Origin of the sequence: Nonomuraea sp. NPDC049486 (assembly GCF_040676925.1) — a bacterium.
In the GTDB taxonomy this organism is placed as follows: domain Bacteria; phylum Actinomycetota; class Actinomycetes; order Streptosporangiales; family Streptosporangiaceae; genus Nonomuraea; species Nonomuraea ferruginea.
Window position 1 is genome coordinate 88,564 of the sequence record NZ_JBFAPV010000016.1, and the last position, 18,106, is coordinate 106,669.

The window sequence follows — 18,106 nt, forward strand, 5'->3', positions numbered from 1 at the left end:
ACCCCGGGCGTCAGTGACGGCGGCGACGGCGGCGCTTGAAGACGGCGCGCAGCGTCAGCAGGAGCACCACGGCGACGATCTGGCCGCCGGCCACGATGCGGTTGACGTCCACGGCCGGCTGCCAGCGCACCTCGCCGTCCTTGACCACGAACACCCCGGCGGGGGTGGCCGCCACGCCGTAGCCGACGCCGCTGCCGCTGCCGCTGTCGCCCTTCTTGTCCTCGCCCTGGCCCGTGCCGCCGCCACCGCCGTAGGCGATCCTGGCGACGGGGATGACGACCACGTCGCCGTGTTGCACGGGGTCGCCGAACACCCTCTTGACGTTCGCGGAGTCCCTGGACTTCTCCGCTATCTCCATGATGTCCATGCCCTCATCGTGGCTCACGACGGGCGGCCGCGCAGCTCGCGGTAGACGCGGACCAGCCGCTCGGTCGAGGGGTCGGGGAAGCCGGCCTGCGGCTCGTCGGAGGTGAGCGCGGGGGCCAGGTCGAGCGCCATCTTCTTGCCCAGCTCGACGCCCCACTGGTCGAAGGAGTCGATGCCCCAGATGGTGCCCTCGACGAACACGACGTGCTCGTACAGGGCGACGAGCTGGCCGAGGGTCGACGGGGAGAGCTTCGGGACGAGGATGGTGGAGGTGGGCCGGTTGCCCGGCATGACCTTGTGCGGCACGACCGCGGCGGCGGTGCCCTCGGCGGCGATCTCCTCGGCCGTCTTGCCGAACGCGAGCGCCGAGGTCTGCGCGAACAGGTTGGCGGTGAGCAGGTCGTGCATGCCCTCGCGGTCCTCGTACGGCTCGGCGAAGCCGATGAAGTCGGCGGGCACCAGGTGGGTGCCCTGGTGGAGCAGCTGGTAGAAGGCGTGCTGACCGTTGGTGCCCGGCTCACCCCAGAAGATGGCGCCGGTGTCGCAGGTGACGGGGGCGCCGTCGGCGCGCACCGACTTGCCGTTGGACTCCATGGTGAGCTGCTGGAGGTAGGCGGGGAAGCGGTGCAGGCGCTGACTGTAGGGCAGCACAGCACGGGTCTGGGCGCCGAAGAAGTCGGCGTACCACACCCCGAGCAGGCCCATCAGCACCGGCATGTTGGCCTCGAAAGGAGCGGTGCGGAAGTGCTGGTCGATGGCGTGGAAGCCGGCCAGCATCGCGCGGAACCTGGCCGGCCCGACGGCGATCATCAGGGACAGGCCGATGGCGCCGTCGTAGGAGTAGCGGCCGCCGACCCAGTCCCAGAAGCCGAACATGTTGTCGGTGTCGATGCCGAACTCGGCGACCTTGGCGGCGTTGGTGGAGACGGCCACGAAGTGTTTGGCGACGGCGTCCTCGCCCAGCGCGCCGACCAGCCACTGCCGGGCCACCCTGGCGTTGGTGAGGGTCTCGAGTGTGGTGAAGGTCTTGGAACTGACCACGAAGAGCGTGGTGGCGGGGTCGAGTCCGCGGAGGTTGCCGGTGATGTCGGCCGGGTCGATGTTGGAGACGAACCTGGCCTCGATGCCGGCGTCGGCGTAGTCGAGCAGCGCCTCGTAGGCCATCGCGGGGCCGAGGTCGGAGCCGCCGATGCCGATGTTGACCACGGTGGCGATGGGCCGCCCGGTGGCCCCCCGCCACTCCTGGGCGCGCACCCGGTCGGCGAAGGCGGTCATCTTGTCGAGCACCGCGTGCACGTCGCCGATGACGTCCTGGCCGTCGACCACGAGGGCGGCGTCGGCGGGGGCGCGCAGCGCGGTGTGGAGGACGGCCCGATCCTCGCTGACGTTGATGTGCTCGCCGGTGAACATGGCCTCGATGCGCTCGCGAAGCCCGGCCCGCTCGGCCAGCCGCACCAGCAGCCCGATGGTCTCTCTGGTGACGCGGTGCTTGGCGTAGTCGAGGTAGAGGTCGCCCGCCGTCAGCGTCATGCGGCCGGCCCGGCCGGGGTCGTCGGCGAACAGCTCGCGCAGGTGTATGCCCGCCAGCTCACCATGGTGCTTCTCCAGCGCCGCCCACTCCTGGCTCTGGGTGATGTCGCCGTTCACGTCGCCCTCCTCGCGGCCGTCACAAACCGATCACGCCATCGTCCCGTATCCGCATACCCGGAGGTTCCGATTCCGCGCATGGCGGAGCGGACTCTTTGCCGGAGCCGGGTTCCGCGCATGGATCAGCAGACGGCTGGGCCGGGAGACGGCTGGGTCTAGGAGACGGCGACGCCGAGCAGGTGGCCGATGCCGAAGGTCACCGCGGCGGCGCCGACGCCGAGCACGAGCTGGCGCAGGCCGCCCACCCACCACGGGCGGGCCGTGAGGTGCGCCACGACCGCGCCGAACCCGAACAGGGCGAGCACGCTCAGCACCACCGCCAGCGCCAGCCCCGACGCCCCGAAGAAGAACGGCACCAGCGGCACCAGCGCCCCGGCGGAGAACGCGCAGAACGACGACACGGCCGCCAGCTTCGGCGAAGGCAGGTCGTCAGGATCCACCCCGAGCTCCTCGCGCACGTGCACCCGCAGAGCCTGCTCGGGATCGGCCGACAGCCCGGCCGCGACCTGTTCGGCCAGCTCCGGCTCCAGCCCGCGGGACCGGTAGAGCGCGGCCAGCTCGGCGCGCTCGCCCTCGGGGTTGCGGGCCAGCTCGCGCCGCTCCACGGCGATCTCGGCGCGCATCAGCTCCGTCTGGGACTTGACCGACGTGTACTCGCCGGCCGCCATCGAGCACGCACCCGCCACCAGCCCGGCGAACCCGGCGAGCACGGCGCCCCGCCCGGGACCCGAGGCCCCCACCACACCGGCGATCAGCGCGAAGTTGGAGACGAGCCCGTCCATCGCCCCGAACACCGCCGGCCGCAGCCACCCGCCGGTGACGTCACGGTGGCTGTGGTGCATTTCGGGGGAGTACGTCCGCTCCAGCTCGATGGTCATGAAATCCCTCCTATTGCTGCATTTCCATCGACATTAGGTAAATGCCGGAAAGATCCGCAACGAAGGAGAGGCTTGCCTGACCTGCGGTTCTGCACCGTATACGAACAGGTGGACGAGTGTTTTAGGCCCTCCTAAGTAAGGCGGGCCAGGGTGACGAACGACACTCTCAAGACGCCGGCTGCGCGACGGGCAGCGGCACGGCCGGGTTCGTCGTCCCGGTGTCCTGGATCAGGCGGGAGCAGTCGTCGATCGCCGCCGTCAGCAGGTCGCGCAGCATCGTGTCCGGGTCCTCGATGCAGGCCTGCACGATCCCGACCACGGCCAGTTGCACCGCGTTCGGGGCCGCGTACCTGCGGAAGCCCTTCTCCGTGATCTTGGCTGCCCGGCTGAACCTGCGCGCCTGGGCCGCCGCCTGCGGGACCTGGTCCATCGCCTCCTGGCTGCGCGGGCTCAGCCGTCCGGGCGGGACGCCGTTCAGCCGGGCCAGCATCTCCTCCGCCGCGAGCACCGAGACCGCGAGGGCGAGCTGGCGCTCGGCGGCGGCGACGGGCAGGGCGGTGGTCGCGCAGCGGAGCGCGATGTGGGCGTCGACCCGGAGGTCCGTGCTGGTCAGGCCGATGATGGACGGGACCAGATGGATGAGGCGGCTCCGGCTCTCGTCGGTGGTGTTGTCGTTGACGAGGCGGGCCAGCGCGGCCAGCAGCGGGTGTGTGCAGGCCGGGTGGTCGCTCCACCGTTCTCCGGCCAGATAGGACGCGAACTCCATGAAGCAAGCACCACGCTTCGGGTTGCGATGCCTGCCACGGGACAGAACCGGCATGTGATCAAGGTGATTGTCCACGGGTGCTCCACTTTGTGGTGTATCGCCGTCTTTCCAGTCTGCGCTGACATCTGCCCCAATGCCAGTGAATAAGACTCCCGGCCTTGTCGGAGGCGGTGGGGTTACATGGGGGTTATGATGGGGGCAGTCCTTGGGGAGGTGACGTGCCGAAGATCAACGTGTATCTGCCGGACGACCTGGCGGAGGCGGTCAAGCAGGCGGGCGTGCCGGTCTCGTCCATCTGCCAGCGCGCCCTGGAGCAGGCCGTACGCCGCGTCACGGCCATCCGTGAGACGGCCCTGTCCGACGTCGACCTCGACCGTCCGACCGGCGCCCTGACCCTGCTGACCCCGCGCACCCGCACCGTACTCAAGCTCGCGGCGGCTCGGGCCGGGGCGGGCGGCGTCGAGACCGAGCACCTCCTGGCCGGCATGCTGGCGGAGGGCACCAACCTCGCCCTCCACGTCCTGCGCGCCATGGACATCGACCCCGGCCAGGTAACCCGCGACCTCGCTGGCCGGATGTCCGTGGGAGGTGGTACGTCTGCGGAAGGGCGCACGTCCCCGGGAAGTCGTGCATCTGCGGAAGGTTCTACGTCCCCGGAGAGTCGTACGACTGCGAAAGCTTCTACGGGCCCGGGAGGTGCGGAAGGTCCTGACTCTCCGGGCGGTCGTATGTCGTCCGGAGGTCTCGGAGCCGGACAGGATCCTGGCGGCGAGCCGGGACGGGCTGCGGGTTCTGAGCCCGAGCCGGGCAGCGGCCCGGTGCAAGAACCCGGGGCGGGCGAGCCGGGTTCAGAGGTGCGCCGGTTCGGCGTGGGCGCGGCGAACGCTCTGGAAGCCGCGGTCAACGAGGCGACCTCGCTCGGGCACAACTACGTCGGATGCGAGCACCTCCTCCTCGGGCTCGTCGCCGAACCCGACGGGATCGCCGGTCAGGTGCTGCGCGGGCTGGGCGCCGAGCACCGGCCGACCCGCCGCGCCGTCGTGGCGGCCCTCGCCGGCTACGTCCACCTACGCGCCGAGTCCGCCGCGCAACCGTCCGGCCAGTCGCCCGGCGCGCCGGACCTGGCGGCGCTCGTGGCCGTGGCCGTGCGGCAGCAACTCCAGCCCCTCGTCCAGCGGATCGCCCGGCTGGAGGAGCATCTCGGCCCGGCCTCCGGTGACTGACAATGCGGATCACCCGAGTCCTGCGCGCCAGAGCGTTCCGCTACGCCGTCGTGGCCGTCGTCATGGTGGGCGTCGTCATCGCCGCCACCTGGTGAGGCGGTACCTTTCCCACCGTTCCTGGCCGGGGCGTCGACGGCAACCGCGTCATGGCCGGGACACCGCCGGCCTCCCGGTGGAGCGGGGGGCTATCGAAGACGTCCCGCGGACTGAAGCGCGATGTCCGTCGTACGGGGGACATGTCAGGATGCGCGCATGGTGCGGAGCGCGTTGGGGCTGGCGGAGGGGTTACGGGCAGGCGAGACGACCGCCGTCGACGTCGTACGGGAGGCGATCGAGCGGGTGCGGTGGGCGGGGGAGCGGTTCGGGGGTGTGGCCGCCGTTGATGCCGGGTGGAGTATGGCGGAGGCGGAGCGGGCTGATCGGCGGTTGCGGGCCGGTGAGGGCGGGGTGCTCGAAGGGGTGCCCGTCACCGTCAAGGACTGGATCGATGTCTCAGGCTGGCCCGTGAGCGGGGCGGCCGGGGGGACGCCGGGGAGCCCGGGGCGGCGGCCTGAGCGGGATGCGACGGCCGTGGCGCGGCTGCGGGCCGCCGGGGCGGTCGTGGTCGCGATCAGCAGCGCCATGGCAGACAACCCCGTGCACGGGAAGACCGGCAATCCGCGCGATCCGGGCAGGGCGCCCGGCGGGTCGTCGTCGGGGACGGCGGCGCTGGTGGCCGCCGGTGCCGTGCCGCTCGGGCTGGGCAGCGACTCGGGCGGGAGCGTACGGCTGCCCGCCGCCTGGTGCGGGGTGGCCGGGCTGAAGCCGACGTTCGGGCGGGTGCCGCTGACCGGTCACTTCCCGCGCTGCGGATCGCTGGAGGACGGCAGGACCGTCATCGGCCCGATCGCCGGGACCGTCGCCGACCTCGCCGCCACGCTGGAGGTGATCGCCGGGCCGGACGGGATGGACGGCGGGACGCCGCCGGTGCCGCTCGGCGACCCGGGAGCCGTGCGCGTCCCAGGGCTGCGGGTGGCGACCATGGCCGGGGCCGGCGGCCACGAGGCGACGGCGCGGGCGGTGCGGACGCTGGCCGAGGCGGGGGCGGCCGTCGCGGAGCGGCCGCTGCCCGACGTGCGGGAGGAGGCGCTGGAGCTGACCTGGCGCTACTGGGACCGGGCTGGGCTGAGCGGAGAGGAGAACGTGCGGGTGCTGCGGGACTGGGACCGGTTCCGCAGGCGGATGCTGGCCGCCACCGCGCGGGCCGACGTCCTCGTCATCCCCGCCGCCGAGGAGCCGCCGCCGTGGCGGGAGTCCGAGACGGCCGACTACCTGTGGACGCTGCCCTGGAGCCTCACCGGCGCGCCGGTCGTGGTGGTGCCCTGCGGCGGCTCGGCCGTCCAGGTGGTCGGCCGTCCGTGGGAGGAACACGTCGTGCTGGCCGCCGCGGCGGAGATCGAGCGCGCGAAAGCCCCCGGATAAGGAGGGAGCCTAACCACGGGGTGGCGTGCTACGTTGCCTGCTGATCCCCGGCGGCCGGATCCGCGTCGCCGTACCTGACTCCTTCTCCGCATGGGGGCAAACGGTGAGGTGGGCGTACTTCCTGCTGGTCGCGTCGGCGCTGTGGTGGATCGCGCCGCCCGCGCACGCCGCGCAAGAGGAGCCCCCGGTCGCGCTCATCGGCGTGCCCGGTCTGCTCTGGGAGGACGTCGACCCGCAGGCGACCCCCAACCTGTGGCGGCTGGCCGGGGAGAGCGACCTGGGGTCGGTGTCGGTGAAGACCGTGGGCACCCTCGCCTGCCCGTTCGACGGCTGGCTGTCGGTGTCCGCCGGCGTCCGCTCCGCCGTCGGGCAGCGCTGCGGGCTGCCGCCCGAACCGGAGCGCACGGGCGAGGGCGCCCGGGTGCCGGGCTTCGACGGGCTGCGCGCGAGGCGTGACGGCACGTACGCGGGCACGCTCGGCGCGGCCGTGCACGCCGCCGGTCACTGCACGACCGCCGTCGGCCCCGGCGCCGCGCTGGCGCTGGCCGACGCCGGCGGCAAGGTGGACGTGTACGCGCCGGAGCCGGCCGCGCTGGCCGACTGGTCGCGCTGCCGGGTGCTGGCCGTGGACGTGGACGAGCTGATCCGCCCCTACCTGGCGGGCGGCCACCTGCCCGCGGTGCCCGACGCGCTCGGCCCGGAGCGGCGGCGCGAGGCCGTGCGGGCCGCCGACGCGGAGGTCGGCGCCGCGCTGGCGAAGCTGCCCGCCGGCGCCCAGGTGGTGCTCAGCGGCATCGGCGACCACGGGTCGGTGCCGCACCTGCGGGTGGCCATGTGGAAGCGGGCCGAGGCGTCCGGCGCGCTGCTCGGCACCGCCTCGACCCGGCGCGGCGACATCGTCATCATCACCGACACCACGCCGACCGTGCTCACCGCCGCGGGCATACCCGTCCCGCCGACCGTGATCGGCCTGCCCTGGCAGGCGGGGGAGCGGCTGCCGCTGGAGGAGGCCGTCGCCGAGCTGCGCAGGGCCGACATGATGGGCACCGGCATCCGCAACACCACCGGGCTGTTCTTCACCGGCTTCGCCGTCATCACGGTGTCGTTCTACGCGATCGCCTACTACGTGCTGTCACGCCGCAGGAACGCCGGCGCCGTCGGCGTGGTCGCGCTCGGCCTGGCGGCGGTGCCCGTCTCGACGTACGCGGTGAACGTGTTCCCCTGGGGGCACGGCCCGTACCCGATCGCGCTGGTCCTCACCGGCGTGGTGGCGATCGCCTCGGCCATCACCGCCTTCGCCGTGCTCGGGCCGTGGCGGCGCGGCCCGCTGGGGCCGCCCGGCGTGGTGGCCGCGATCATCGGCATCGTCATGGTGGCCGACCTGCTGACCGGCACCAACCTGCAGTTCAACAGCCTCATGGGCTACACCGCCGTGGTGGGCGGGCGCTACTACGGGCTGGCGAACATCCCGTTCGCGCTGCTGGCCACCTCCGTGCTGATGACCGCCGCGGTGGCCGCCGACCATCTGGTGCGGGCCGGGCGGCGGCGGGCCGCGGTGGCGCTGGTCTCCACGCTGGGCGTGGCCGCGATGCTGCTGGCGGGCTGGCCGGGGATCGGCAGCGACTTCGGCGGCGTGATCGCGTTCGTGCCCGGCATCGCGGTCACCGCGCTGCTGGTGGCGGGCAAGCGGGTGTCGGTGCTGAAGTTCGTCGGGTTCTGCGCCCTGGGCGGGGTGACCGTGTCGGCGCTCGCGGTGCTCGACTACCTGCGGCCGGCGCCGTCGCAGACCCACCTGGGCAGGTTCGTCGGCATGGTGCTCGAAGGGACGTTCATGCCGATGATCCTCCGCAAGCTCGGGGCCATGCTCAACACCATGCTCTCGCCCAACCTGATGCCGATCGTGATCACCGGCCTGGCGTTCCTGATCTTCGCGATCATGCGACCGGGCAAGATCAGCGCCGGGGTGGTGCCGCAGGCGTTCGAGCGCGCGCCCATGCTGAAGGCCGGGCTGATCGGGGCGCTGGTCAGCGGGGTGGTCGGGATGCTGGTGAACGACTCGGGCACCGCCGTGCTGTCGATGGTCGTGGCGGTGGCCGTGCCGCTGGTGCTGTACGCGGGGATCCACAGCGAGCCGCTGGCGGAGCCCGCGTCCGAGGAGGCCCCTGTCGCCGCCAAGATCTGAAATTTTCTTTTAGTTCACCCCAAGGTCTTGAAAGTTATATGCACGGACGATTGCATTCGGTCGTGCAGACCCTCCGTTTACTCGCCGCGGCGACGCTCGTGCTCACCGCCGCCGCGCCCGCACAGGCCGATCCCGCACCCCCGATCGAGGACGCGCCGACGGCGTCGTCCTACCCGCCCCTCTCGACGCTGGTCGCCGCCCAGGCGACCGGCGACCGGCTCGACACCGCCAAGAAGACCAGGCCGGTGGCCCCGGGCATCACCCTCACCTCCTTCGACCGGCTGGACCCGCTCGGGTGGCTGCGCGCCGACGCGCTCACCGCCGACCTCGCCGGCGGGGCGAGCGCCGACTACGTGTACTCCGGCGAGGTGTCGAAGACCGAGCCGCTGTCCGGCCCCGCCCAGCGGTCGCGGGCGGTCGCCGCCGTCAACGGCGACTTCTTCGACATCAACAACTCGGGCGCCGCCCAGGGCATCGGCGTGCAGACCGGAGAGCTCGTCCAGTCGCCGATGGCCGGCCACGACAACGCGGTCGCGATCAGCGGCGACGGCGTCGGCCGGGTGCTCAAGATGCACTTCGAGGGCACCGCCACCCCCGAGGGCGGCTCACCGGTCACGCTCACCCAGTTCAACCAGCGCATCCAGTCAGGCGGCGTCGGCCTGTTCACCCCGCTGTGGGGGTCCTACACCCGGGCCCGCGCCGTCGAGGGCGCCACCGCCGTCACCGAGGTGGAGCTGAAGGACGGCGTGGTCGCCGCGGTCCGCGGGCAGGCCGGTGAAGGCCCCATCCCGGCCGGGACCTCGATCCTGCTCGGCCGCGACGCCGGCGCCGCTGCCCTGGCCGGGCTCAAGGCAGGCGACAAGGTCGAGGTCGCGTACCGGCCGAAGGCCTCCGACGGCGGGGACGTCAAGGCCGCGGTCGGCGGGAACTGGGTGCTGGTCAAGGACGGCAAGGCGCAGAACTCCACCGACCAGTCGGCGCACCCGCGCACTGCAGTGGGTTTCTCCGCCGACGGCAAGAAGATGTACCTGCTCACCGTGGACGGCCGCCAGGCCGACAGCCGCGGGGTCACGCTCAACGAGCTGGCCGCGATGATGGTCGAGCTGGGCGCGGCCGACGCGCTCAACCTCGACGGCGGCGGCTCCTCCACCATGCTCGCCCGCGAGCCGGGTCAGGCCGCCCCGCAGGTCGAGAACAGCCCGTCCGACGGCGGCGAGCGGCACGTACCCAACGGCCTGGCGCTCTACGCCCCCGAGGGCAGCGGCAAGCTCAAGGGCTTCTGGGTCGAGACCGCCGTCGACCCCGGCCGGGCCCCCGGCGCGGCGCCCATCGGCGGCGGGCGCCCCGAGCGCGTCTTCCCCGGCCTCACGCGACGGCTGACCGCCGCCGGATACGACGAGACGTACGGGCCCGCGTCCGGGGCGCCGATCTGGCGGAGCAAGCCCGCGGTCCACGGCATCGTCAGGGACGGCAGGTTCCACGCCCTGGTGCCCGGCACCACGACCGTCACCGCCGCCCGCGGCAAGGCCACCGGCTCCCTGGAGCTGACCGTGCTCCAGCCGCTCCAGCGGCTCGGCGTCACCAGTGACCGGGTCGGCCTGGCCGGCGCGGACGACACCGCGACCTTCGGCGTCGTCGGCTACGACCGCAACGGCAACACCGCCCCGATCGAGCCCGCCGACCTGTCGCTCGACTACGACCGCGCCCTGCTCGACGTCACCGCGAACGAGCACGGATCCTTCACCGTCAAGGCCAGGAAGGACACCGGCTCCGCCCTGATCACCGCCAAGGTCGGCAAGATCAGCACCGCCCTGCCGGTGACCGTCGGCTTCGAGGACCAGCCGGTCGCCGACTTCGAGAACGCCGCCTCGTGGACGTTCGCCGCCGCGCGGGCCACCGGCTCGCTCTCGGCCGCGCCGGGCCAGAGCGGCGGCGGGCTCAAGCTCTCGTACGACTTCACCCAGTCGACGGCGACCCGCGCCGCCTACGCCAGCCCGCCCGAGCAGCTCGTGGTGGAAGGGCAGCCGCAGGCGTTCGGGATGTGGATCCACTCCACCGGCAAGGGGGAGTGGCCCAGCCTCGAGTTCTACGACGCGCTCGGGCAGTCGCAGATCCTGCGCGGCCCGTACATGACGTGGACCGGCTGGCGGTTCGTCGAGTTCGCGGTGCCGCCGGGCGTGAGCTACCCGCTCAAGCTGCGGCGCTTCTACGTGGCCGAGACCAAGGCCACCGCCTCCTACACCAACGAGATCCTGATCGACGGCCTGGTCGCGAAGGTGCCGCCGTCCGTGGAGACGCCGGAGCCGGAGAAGGTCGCCGACCCGGTGGTCAAGCCGGACGTGGCCGACCGGCCGTGGCGGTTCGCGGTCATGTCGGACGCGCAGTTCGTCGCCCGGGACCCGGACAGCGACCTGGTCGCGGGCGCGCGCCGCACGCTCCGCGAGATCAAGGCGGCGAAGCCGGACTTCTTGTTCGTCAACGGTGACCTGGTGGACGAGGCCTCGCCGGAGGACTTCGCGCTGGCCAAGCGGGTCCTCGACGAAGAACTCGGCGATGACCTGAAATATCACTACATCCCGGGTAACCACGAGGTGATGGGCGGCAGCATCGACAACTTCAAGGCCGTCTTCGGCGACACGTACACCACCTTCGACCACAAGGGCACCCGCTTCGTCACGCTCGACACCTCCCGCCTCAACCTGCGCGGCGGCGGCTTCGAGCAGATCGAGCTCCTCCGTACGGAGCTGGACCGGGCCGCGGACGACCGCTCGATCGGCTCGGTCGCGGTGCTGTTCCACGTGCCGCCGCGCGACCCCACCCCCGGCAAGGGCAGCCAGCTAGGCGACCGCAAGGAAGCTGCGCTGGTGGAGGGCTGGCTGGCCGACTTCCAGCGGGAGACCGGCAAGGGCGCGGCGTTCATCGGCGGGCACGTGGGCACCTTCCACGCCTCCCGGGTGGACGCGGTGCCTTACGTGATCAACGGCAACGCCGCCAAGAACCCGTCCACCCCGGCGGGCGACGGCGGCTTCACCGGCTGGTCCCTGTGGGGCGTCGACCCGGTCACCGGCAAGGAGGCCGAGCACGTCAGGCGCAACTGGTTCGCCGACGCCCCCGAGTGGATCGGCGCCGAGCTGCGCCCGCACGTCGACCGGCTCACGCTGACCGCCCCGTCCAGGGTCGAGACCGGCACCCCGGCCACCGTCACCGCCACGGTCCGGCAGGACGGCCGTGACGTGCCCGTCGCCTACCCGGTGTCGGCGGCCTGGTCCGGCTCGCCCAACCTGCACGTGGGACCGCGGGCCAAGGCCAAGCCGTGGCACGTCGCCGTGCTCGACCCCGAGACCGGCACGCTCACCGCGCTGCGCAAGGGTCAGGTGACGGTCGCGGTCACCGTCAACGGCGTCACCGAGCAGGCCGCCGTGGCGGTCGCCGCCAGGTCCGCCGCCTGATCGACCGCCTGATCCGCGGGGACGGGCGCGCAGGTCGTGCCCGTCCCCACGTTCATCGGCCCCGCACGCGGGCACGGTTCGGGTTGAGGCCGTTGTCCGCGAAGGGGAAGAACGTACGTGTCGCGCGTAGAGGTGAAGCCGGGCGGGGGCGCCGATGGCCAGTGAACTCACCGTGCTGTCCGGGCTCCATCGGACGATCGAGGAACTGCCGCTGGTCGACCAGCACGCCCACGGGGTGACGGGCCGCGACCTGTCGCGTGCCGCGTTCGAGGAGCTGATCACCGAGGCCCACGGGCCGGCGCCCGACTGGATGACGCCGTTCGACTCGCAGCTGGGCCACGCCATCCTGCGCCACTGCGCGCCCGTGCTCGGACTCGACGCGTTCATCTCGCCCGAGGAGTACCTGGCCCGCCGCGCCCGGCTGGGCGTCGTCTCGGTGAACCGGTTGCTGCTCGGCGCCGCGGGCGCGGGCCACTACCTGATCGAGACCGGTTACCGTGCCGACGAGGTCGTCGGCCCTTCCGGCATGGCCGAGCTCGCCGCGGTCCCGGTCGACGAGGTGGTGCGGCTGGAGGCCGTGGCCGAGCAGGTCGCCGCCTCCGGCGTGTCCGCCGCGGGCTTCGCCGGCCGGTTCGCCGAGGCGCTGGGGGAGCGGATCCGCACCGCCCGCGCGCTGAAGAGCATCGTCGCCTACCGGCACGGGCTCGACCTCGACCCGGACCCGCCCTCGCCCGCCGAGGTGACCGAGGCCGCGGGCCGCTGGCTCGCCGCCGGCGGCCGCCTGGCGGACCCGGTGCTGCTGCGGCACCTCATCTGGACCGCGCTGGAGACCGGCCTGCCGCTGCAGTTCCACACCGGGATCGGCGACCCCGACCTGGACCTGCGCCGCGCCGACCCGCTGCTGCTGCGCGGGCTGATCGAGCGGACGCAGCCGGCCGGGGTGCCGCTGGTGCTGCTGCACTGCTACCCGTTCCACCGCCACGCCGGATACCTGGCGCACGCGTACCCGCACGTGTTCTTCGACCTGGGCCTGGCCGTCCACCACACCGGTGCGGGCAGCGCCGCGGTGGTGGCCGAGAGCCTGGAGACCGCCCCGTTCGCCAAGATCATGTTCTCGTCCGACGGATGGGGCCCGGCCGAGCTGCACTTCCTCGGCGCGGAGCTGTGGCGGCGGGCCATGACGCGGGTGCTAGGCGGCTTCGTCACCGAGGGGGAGTGGTCGGCGGGCCAGGCCGTGCGGGTCGCCACCATGATCGGCGCCACCAACGCGCGCCGCCTCTACCGGCTCGGGGGCGCCGCGTGACCTCCTATCCCCGCCCGGACGGCCACTCCGACCGGCGTACGGACCACCGTGCTGAGCTGCGATCCGATCAGCTCTCCGGCCGGCGCGCGGACGCCCGCGCCGACCTCGGCTCCGACCACCGCGAGGTGCTGCTTCGGGAGGCGCTGCACGCCGAGCTGCCCGCCGCCGAGCGGCTGCGGCGCGAGCTGCACGCCGACCCCAGGGTGTCGGGCAAGGAGGCGCCCACGCTCAGACGGGTGCTGGACGCGCTGCCGGAAGGGCCGGTGGAGCACGTCGCCGGGACCGGCGCGCTGGTCAGGATCGGCGGCCCCGGCCCCGCCGTGGGCGTGCGCGGCGAACTCGACGCGCTGCCCATCGTCGAGCGCACCGGCGTGCCCTGGGCGGCCGACAACGGCGCCATGCACGCCTGCGGCCACGACGTCCACCTGGCCGCCGTCGTGGCGCTGGCCCGCGCGGTCGCCAGGGTCACCGCCATCCTGGAGACGCACGAGAGCCGGCCGGAGGCCGGGTACGAGTCCGTGACCGCCCAGCAGCGGCCGGCCCCGCTCATGGTCGTGCTGCAGCCACGCGAGGAGAGCCACCCGTCGGGCGCCGCCGACATCGTCCGATCGGGAGCCCTGGCCCGCAACGACGTCTGCGCCATGATCGGCGCGCACGTGCAGCCCGTGCTGGACGCCGGGGTGACCGCCTGCACGCCGGGCGCGGTCAACGCCTCCGCCGACGAGTTCCGGGTGACGCTCAGGGGCGTGAGCGGGCACGCCGCCTACCCGCACCTGGCCCGCGACCCGATCGTCGCCATGGCGCAGGTGATCACCGGAGCCCAGCACCTGGTCAGCCGGACCGCCGACCCGATGGTGCCGACCGTGGTGACGTTCGGCACCGTGCACGCCGGCACCGCGCCGAACGCCATCCCCGCCGAGGCCGTCGCCCACGGCACCCTGCGCACCCTGTCACAGCCGGCGCGCGAGACGCTGCACGCCCAGTTCGCCCAGCTCGTCGAGGACATGGCGCGCACCTACGGCTGTGAGGCCGACGTCCGGGTCCACCGGGGCGAGCCGGTCCTGGTCAACGACGCCGCGCTCGCCATGCGCACCGGCGCGCTGCTGCGTCAGAGCGGGCGGTCGGTCAGCGAGGAGCTGCGCTCGTGCGGCGGCGACGACTTCGCCCAGTACGGCGAGCTGATGCCGTCGCTGATGATGTTCGTCGGCGTCGACACGCGGGCCGGGCTGCACACCCCCGAGTTCCTGCCCGACGACGCCACCGTGGGCGAGGTCGCCGAAAGCCTCCTGGCCGGCTATCTCGCCGCGTCCCCGTCGCCGGGCGTCAACGGGAGGGGTGTCCGCCGGCATCCCGAGGAACGGGTGATCCCCTGACGGGGTCAGGCGTTCCTGGCGACCCGGAACGTCAGGTGCGTCATGCCCGGCGTCGTCACCGTCCTGACCTCCTCCAGGTCGGCCGGCAGCGGGAGCTTCCCGAACAGCGGCAGCCCGTCGCCGAGCAGCACGTGCGCGACGTGCAGCCGCAGCTCGCCGACCAGTCCGGCGGCCAGCGCCTGCCGGCACACGTCCGCGCCGCCGACCACCCACACGTCCCGCTCCCCGGCCGCCGCCCGCGCGCGGGCGACCGCGTCCTCGATCCCGCCGGTGACGAACGTGAACGTCGCCGGCGGCTTGACCAGCGGCTCCCGCTCGGTGTGGGAGAGCACGAACACCGGGTGCGGGAACGGCGGCGCGTCACCCCACGGCTCCAGGCCCGACCGGAACATGCCCATCCCCATCACGTACGCGCCCGGCTCGGCGGCGAACTCCGCCATGATCTCCGCGTCCTCCGCGCTCTCCGCGAAGATCCACCGGTGGAGCCGCTCCAGATCCTCGTCCGGCCCGGTGGCGAACCCGTCGACCGAGACCGTCATGTTCAGCACCACATCGCTCATACCCGGTAGACCGCCGTCCCGCCGGAAACTCGTCGCTGACGAAAGCGCGCCGAACCTCTAGGCTCGGCAGGCGATGGAATGCGAACGTTTCACCCCTGGTTCCGGCCGCCTCGACCCTCGCGCGGCCCTGCGCTCGGACGCCCCCTCGCTCGATCTCAACGGCACCTGGCGGTTCCGCCTGTCACCGGTGGCGACCGTCTCCGAGAGCTTCGCCGACCCCGGCTACGATGACACGGGCTGGGACGACTTACCGGTGCCGTCGCACTGGCCGCTGCACGGCCACGGCGCTCCCGCGTACACCAACGTGTCCTATCCCTTCCCCGTCGACCCGCCGCACGTGCCCACGGAGAACCCGACCGGCGACTACCGGTGCGCCTTCGACCTGCCGGACGGCTGGAGCGGCGGCAGGCTCCGCTTCGAGGGCGTCGAGTCGTACGCGAAGGTCTGGCTGAACGGGCACGAGCTGGGCTTCACCACCGGCAGCCGGCTGCCCGCCGAGTTCGACGCCGGCCCGTGGCTCAAGCCGGGACGTAACGTGCTGGCCGTGCGCGTCCACCAGTGGTCGGCCGCCTCCTACCTGGAAGACCAGGACCAGTGGTGGCTTCCCGGCATCTTCCGCGACGTGACCCTCACCCGCTCGGCCGCCGACGTGTTCGTGCGCGCCTCGTACGAGGAAGGGCGCGGCACGCTGAGCTTCGACGGCGACGGCGCCCTCGACGTGCCAGAGCTGGGCATCACCGGGCTCGGGCCGGGCGAGCGCGTCACCGTCGGAGCCGAGCCGTGGAGCGCCGAGACGCCGCGGCTGTACGAGGCGGTGCTGCGCGCGCCGGGGGAGACCGTCCGGCTGCGCGTCGGCTTCCGTACCGTCTCCATCGAGGACGGGGTGCTGCTCGTCAACGGTCGGCCGCTGCTGCTCAAGGGCGTCAACCGGCACGAGTTCCACCCCGAGCACGGGCGGGCGGTCTCGTACGAGACCATGCGCGAGGACGTGCTGCTGATGAAGCGGCACAACGTCAACGCCGTCCGCACCAGCCACTACCCGCCCCACCCCGCCTTCCTCGACCTCTGCGACGAGCTGGGGCTGTGGGTGATCGACGAGTGCGACCTGGAGACGCACGGCTTCGGCCAGGTCGGCTGGCGGCGCAACCCCAGCGACGACCCGCGCTGGGAGGAGGCGTGCCTCGACCGGATGCGCCGCATGGTGGAGCGTGACAAGAACCACCCCAGCGTCATCATGTGGTCGCTGGGCAACGAGGCGGGCGTCGGCCGCAACCTCGGCGCCATGGCGGAGTGGACCCGCGAGCGGGACCCGTCCCGGCCCATCCACTACGAGGGCGACCGCTCGTGCGAGCACACGGACGTGTACTCGCGCATGTACGCCTCGCACGCCGAGGTCGAGGCGATCGGCCGGGGCGCCGAGGACCCGCTGGACGACCCCGAGCTGGACGCGCGGCGGCGCGCGATGCCGTTCCTGCAGTGCGAGTACGCGCACGCGATGGGCAACGGCCCCGGCGGGCTCGCCGAGTACCAGGAGCTGTTCGAGCGCTATCCGCGGCTGGCCGGCGGCTTCATCTGGGAGTGGATCGACCACGGCCTCGCGCATCCCGCGCTCGGGTACGCGTACGGCGGCGACTACGGCGAGCCCGTCCACGACGGCAACTTCGTCGTCGACGGCCTCGTCTTCCCCGACCGCACGCCGTCACCCGGGTTCCTGGACCTGAAGAAGGTGTTCGAGCCGGTCGCGTTCACCTTCTCGGCGGGTTCGGTGACGATCCGGAGCAAGTACGGCTTCCGCGACCTGTCCCACCTGGCCTTCTCGGGCGAGGTCGAGGCGGAGGGCGTGCCCCTGGGGTCGTTCCCGCTGGAGGTCCCGGCCGAGGGCGGCGAGGTCAAGCTGCCGGTCTTCCCGGAGAGGGAAGGCGAGCGCTGGCTCACCGTCCGCGCCTCCCTGGCCCGCGACGAGCCGTGGGCGGACGCGGGGCACGAGGTGGCGTGGGCCCAGGTCCCCCTCGACACGGACGGCACCCCGTACACGGGGCCGGACGACCTCCGCGCCGTCCCGCGCCGTGCCGATGGACCCGCTCACCGCAGGGACGCCGCCTCGGCCGCTCATGGTGCGGAGATCGAGGTCGGCGGGGCGGTGTTCGACGGGGCGACCGGCCGTCTCACCCGCCTGTTCGGCCTCGACGTCGAAGGTCCTCGGCTGGAGCTGTGGCGGGCGCCGATCGACAACGACCGCTACGACGGCACCGAGTTCCGCTGGCGCCTGCTCGGCCTGCACCGCCTCACCCACCGCGTCGACGCGGTCGAGCCCGGCGACGCGCTCACCGTCCGCACCAGGGTGGCGCCCGCCGCGACCGACCTCGGCATGCGCGCCACCTACACCTGGACCGCCTCGGGCGACGCCCTCGACCTCCGGGTCGACATCGTCCCCGAAGGCGACTGGCCCGAGCCGATCCCGCGCCTCGGCCTCGCCCTGACGCTTCCGTCCGTCCCTCGGACGGTCACCTGGTATGGCCTCGGGCCGGGGGAGGCGTACCCGGACACCGGCATGGCCACCCGGGTCGGCAGGTGGACCAGCACGGTGGAGGGGATGCAGACCCCGTACGTCTACCCCCAGGAGAACGGCCACCGCGCCGCCGTCCGCTGGGCCGAGCTCGCCGGGATCAGGATCACCGGCGCCCCGGTGTTCGGCCTGACGGTCCGCCCTTGGAGCACCGCGGCCCTGGACGCCGCCGCCCACCGCCCCGACCTCGTCCCGGATGGCCGCCTCCATCTCACCCTGGACCTGGCCCAGCACGGCATCGGCAGCGCCGCCTGCGGCCCGGCCACCCTGGCGCGTTACGAACTGCGCGCCCGCCCGGCCACCTTCCGCCTCCGTTTCGAGCCGTCGTGACT

12 protein-coding genes are annotated in these 18,106 nt (G+C 73.0%); 7 read left to right on the forward strand and 5 right to left on the reverse strand.

Going from position 1 to position 18,106, the window contains the following annotated elements:
- Positions 1-10: 10 nt before the first annotated feature.
- The 4 genes from AB0K05_RS35950 to AB0K05_RS35965 all read right to left on the reverse strand — a co-directional run bounded on the left by AB0K05_RS35950 (position 11) and on the right by AB0K05_RS35965 (position 3,657).
- The gene (locus AB0K05_RS35950) at positions 11-367 is read right to left on the reverse strand and encodes a spore germination protein GerW family protein (protein ID WP_219544297.1); all 357 of its coding nucleotides are present in this window, start codon (positions 365-367) and stop codon (positions 11-13) included.
- Positions 368-381: 14 nt separating this feature from the next.
- On the reverse strand, positions 382-2,013 hold the full coding sequence (gene pgi, locus AB0K05_RS35955) for a glucose-6-phosphate isomerase (RefSeq protein WP_364235249.1): 1,632 nt from the start codon (positions 2,011-2,013) through the stop codon (positions 382-384).
- Positions 2,014-2,168: 155 nt separating this feature from the next.
- Positions 2,169-2,891, reverse strand: coding sequence for a VIT1/CCC1 transporter family protein (locus AB0K05_RS35960; protein ID WP_148032092.1), 723 nt, complete (start codon positions 2,889-2,891; stop codon positions 2,169-2,171).
- Positions 2,892-3,057: 166 nt separating this feature from the next.
- A complete protein-coding gene (locus AB0K05_RS35965; RefSeq protein WP_364235253.1) occupies positions 3,058-3,657 on the reverse strand; it encodes a hypothetical protein in 600 nt (199 codons plus the stop codon).
- Positions 3,658-3,875: 218 nt separating this feature from the next.
- On the opposite strand from AB0K05_RS35965, the gene AB0K05_RS35970 reads away from it, so the two are divergent.
- From AB0K05_RS35970 to AB0K05_RS35995, 6 genes are all read left to right on the forward strand, one after another.
- Positions 3,876-4,880 carry a Clp protease N-terminal domain-containing protein gene (locus AB0K05_RS35970; protein ID WP_364235255.1) on the forward strand — a complete coding sequence of 335 codons (1,005 nt, stop codon included), beginning with the start codon at positions 3,876-3,878 and terminating at the stop codon, positions 4,878-4,880.
- A gap of 252 nt (positions 4,881-5,132) precedes the next feature.
- A complete protein-coding gene (locus tag AB0K05_RS35975; RefSeq protein WP_364235258.1) occupies positions 5,133-6,341 on the forward strand; it encodes an amidase in 1,209 nt (402 codons plus the stop codon).
- 103 nt (positions 6,342-6,444) lie between these two features.
- Entirely contained in the window at positions 6,445-8,523 is a 2,079-nt protein-coding gene (locus AB0K05_RS35980) for a hypothetical protein (RefSeq protein WP_364235261.1), read from the forward strand.
- Positions 8,524-8,585: 62 nt separating this feature from the next.
- On the forward strand, positions 8,586-11,972 hold the full coding sequence (locus tag AB0K05_RS35985; protein WP_364235263.1) for a phosphodiester glycosidase family protein: 3,387 nt from the start codon (positions 8,586-8,588) through the stop codon (positions 11,970-11,972).
- Between the two features lie 154 nt (positions 11,973-12,126).
- Positions 12,127-13,275, forward strand: coding sequence for an amidohydrolase family protein (locus AB0K05_RS35990; RefSeq protein WP_364235266.1), 1,149 nt, complete (start codon positions 12,127-12,129; stop codon positions 13,273-13,275).
- Positions 13,272-14,648 (forward strand): M20 family metallopeptidase, encoded by a 1,377-nt coding sequence (locus AB0K05_RS35995; RefSeq protein ID WP_364235269.1) that lies wholly within the window; start codon positions 13,272-13,274, stop codon positions 14,646-14,648. The genes AB0K05_RS35990 and AB0K05_RS35995 overlap by 4 nt, the downstream gene beginning before the upstream one ends.
- A gap of 5 nt (positions 14,649-14,653) precedes the next feature.
- On the opposite strand, the gene AB0K05_RS36000 is transcribed toward AB0K05_RS35995, so the two are convergent.
- A complete protein-coding gene (locus tag AB0K05_RS36000) occupies positions 14,654-15,208 on the reverse strand; it encodes a dihydrofolate reductase family protein (RefSeq protein ID WP_148032085.1) in 555 nt (184 codons plus the stop codon).
- A gap of 73 nt (positions 15,209-15,281) precedes the next feature.
- Between AB0K05_RS36000 and AB0K05_RS36005 the strand changes: the two genes are divergently transcribed.
- Complete coding sequence (locus AB0K05_RS36005; RefSeq protein WP_364235272.1) at positions 15,282-18,104, forward strand: glycoside hydrolase family 2 TIM barrel-domain containing protein; 2,823 nt, start codon at positions 15,282-15,284, stop codon at positions 18,102-18,104.
- The last annotated feature ends 2 nt before the right edge of the window (positions 18,105-18,106 follow it).

Excerpts from the sequence above, each read along its gene's own strand:
- AB0K05_RS35950 (WP_219544297.1), bottom strand. The coding sequence starts at position 367 with ATGGACATCATGGAGATAGCGGAGAAGTCCAGGGACTCCGCGAACGTC.
- AB0K05_RS35960 (WP_148032092.1), bottom strand. The coding sequence starts at position 2,891 with ATGACCATCGAGCTGGAGCGGACGTACTCCCCCGAAATGCACCACAGC.
- AB0K05_RS35965 (WP_364235253.1), bottom strand. The coding sequence starts at position 3,657 with ATGGAGTTCGCGTCCTATCTGGCCGGAGAACGGTGGAGCGACCACCCG.
- AB0K05_RS35975 (WP_364235258.1), top strand. The coding sequence starts at position 5,133 with ATGGTGCGGAGCGCGTTGGGGCTGGCGGAGGGGTTACGGGCAGGCGAG.
- AB0K05_RS35990 (WP_364235266.1), top strand. The coding sequence starts at position 12,127 with ATGGCCAGTGAACTCACCGTGCTGTCCGGGCTCCATCGGACGATCGAG.
- AB0K05_RS36000 (WP_148032085.1), bottom strand. The coding sequence starts at position 15,208 with ATGAGCGATGTGGTGCTGAACATGACGGTCTCGGTCGACGGGTTCGCC.
- AB0K05_RS36005 (WP_364235272.1), top strand. The coding sequence starts at position 15,282 with ATGGAATGCGAACGTTTCACCCCTGGTTCCGGCCGCCTCGACCCTCGC.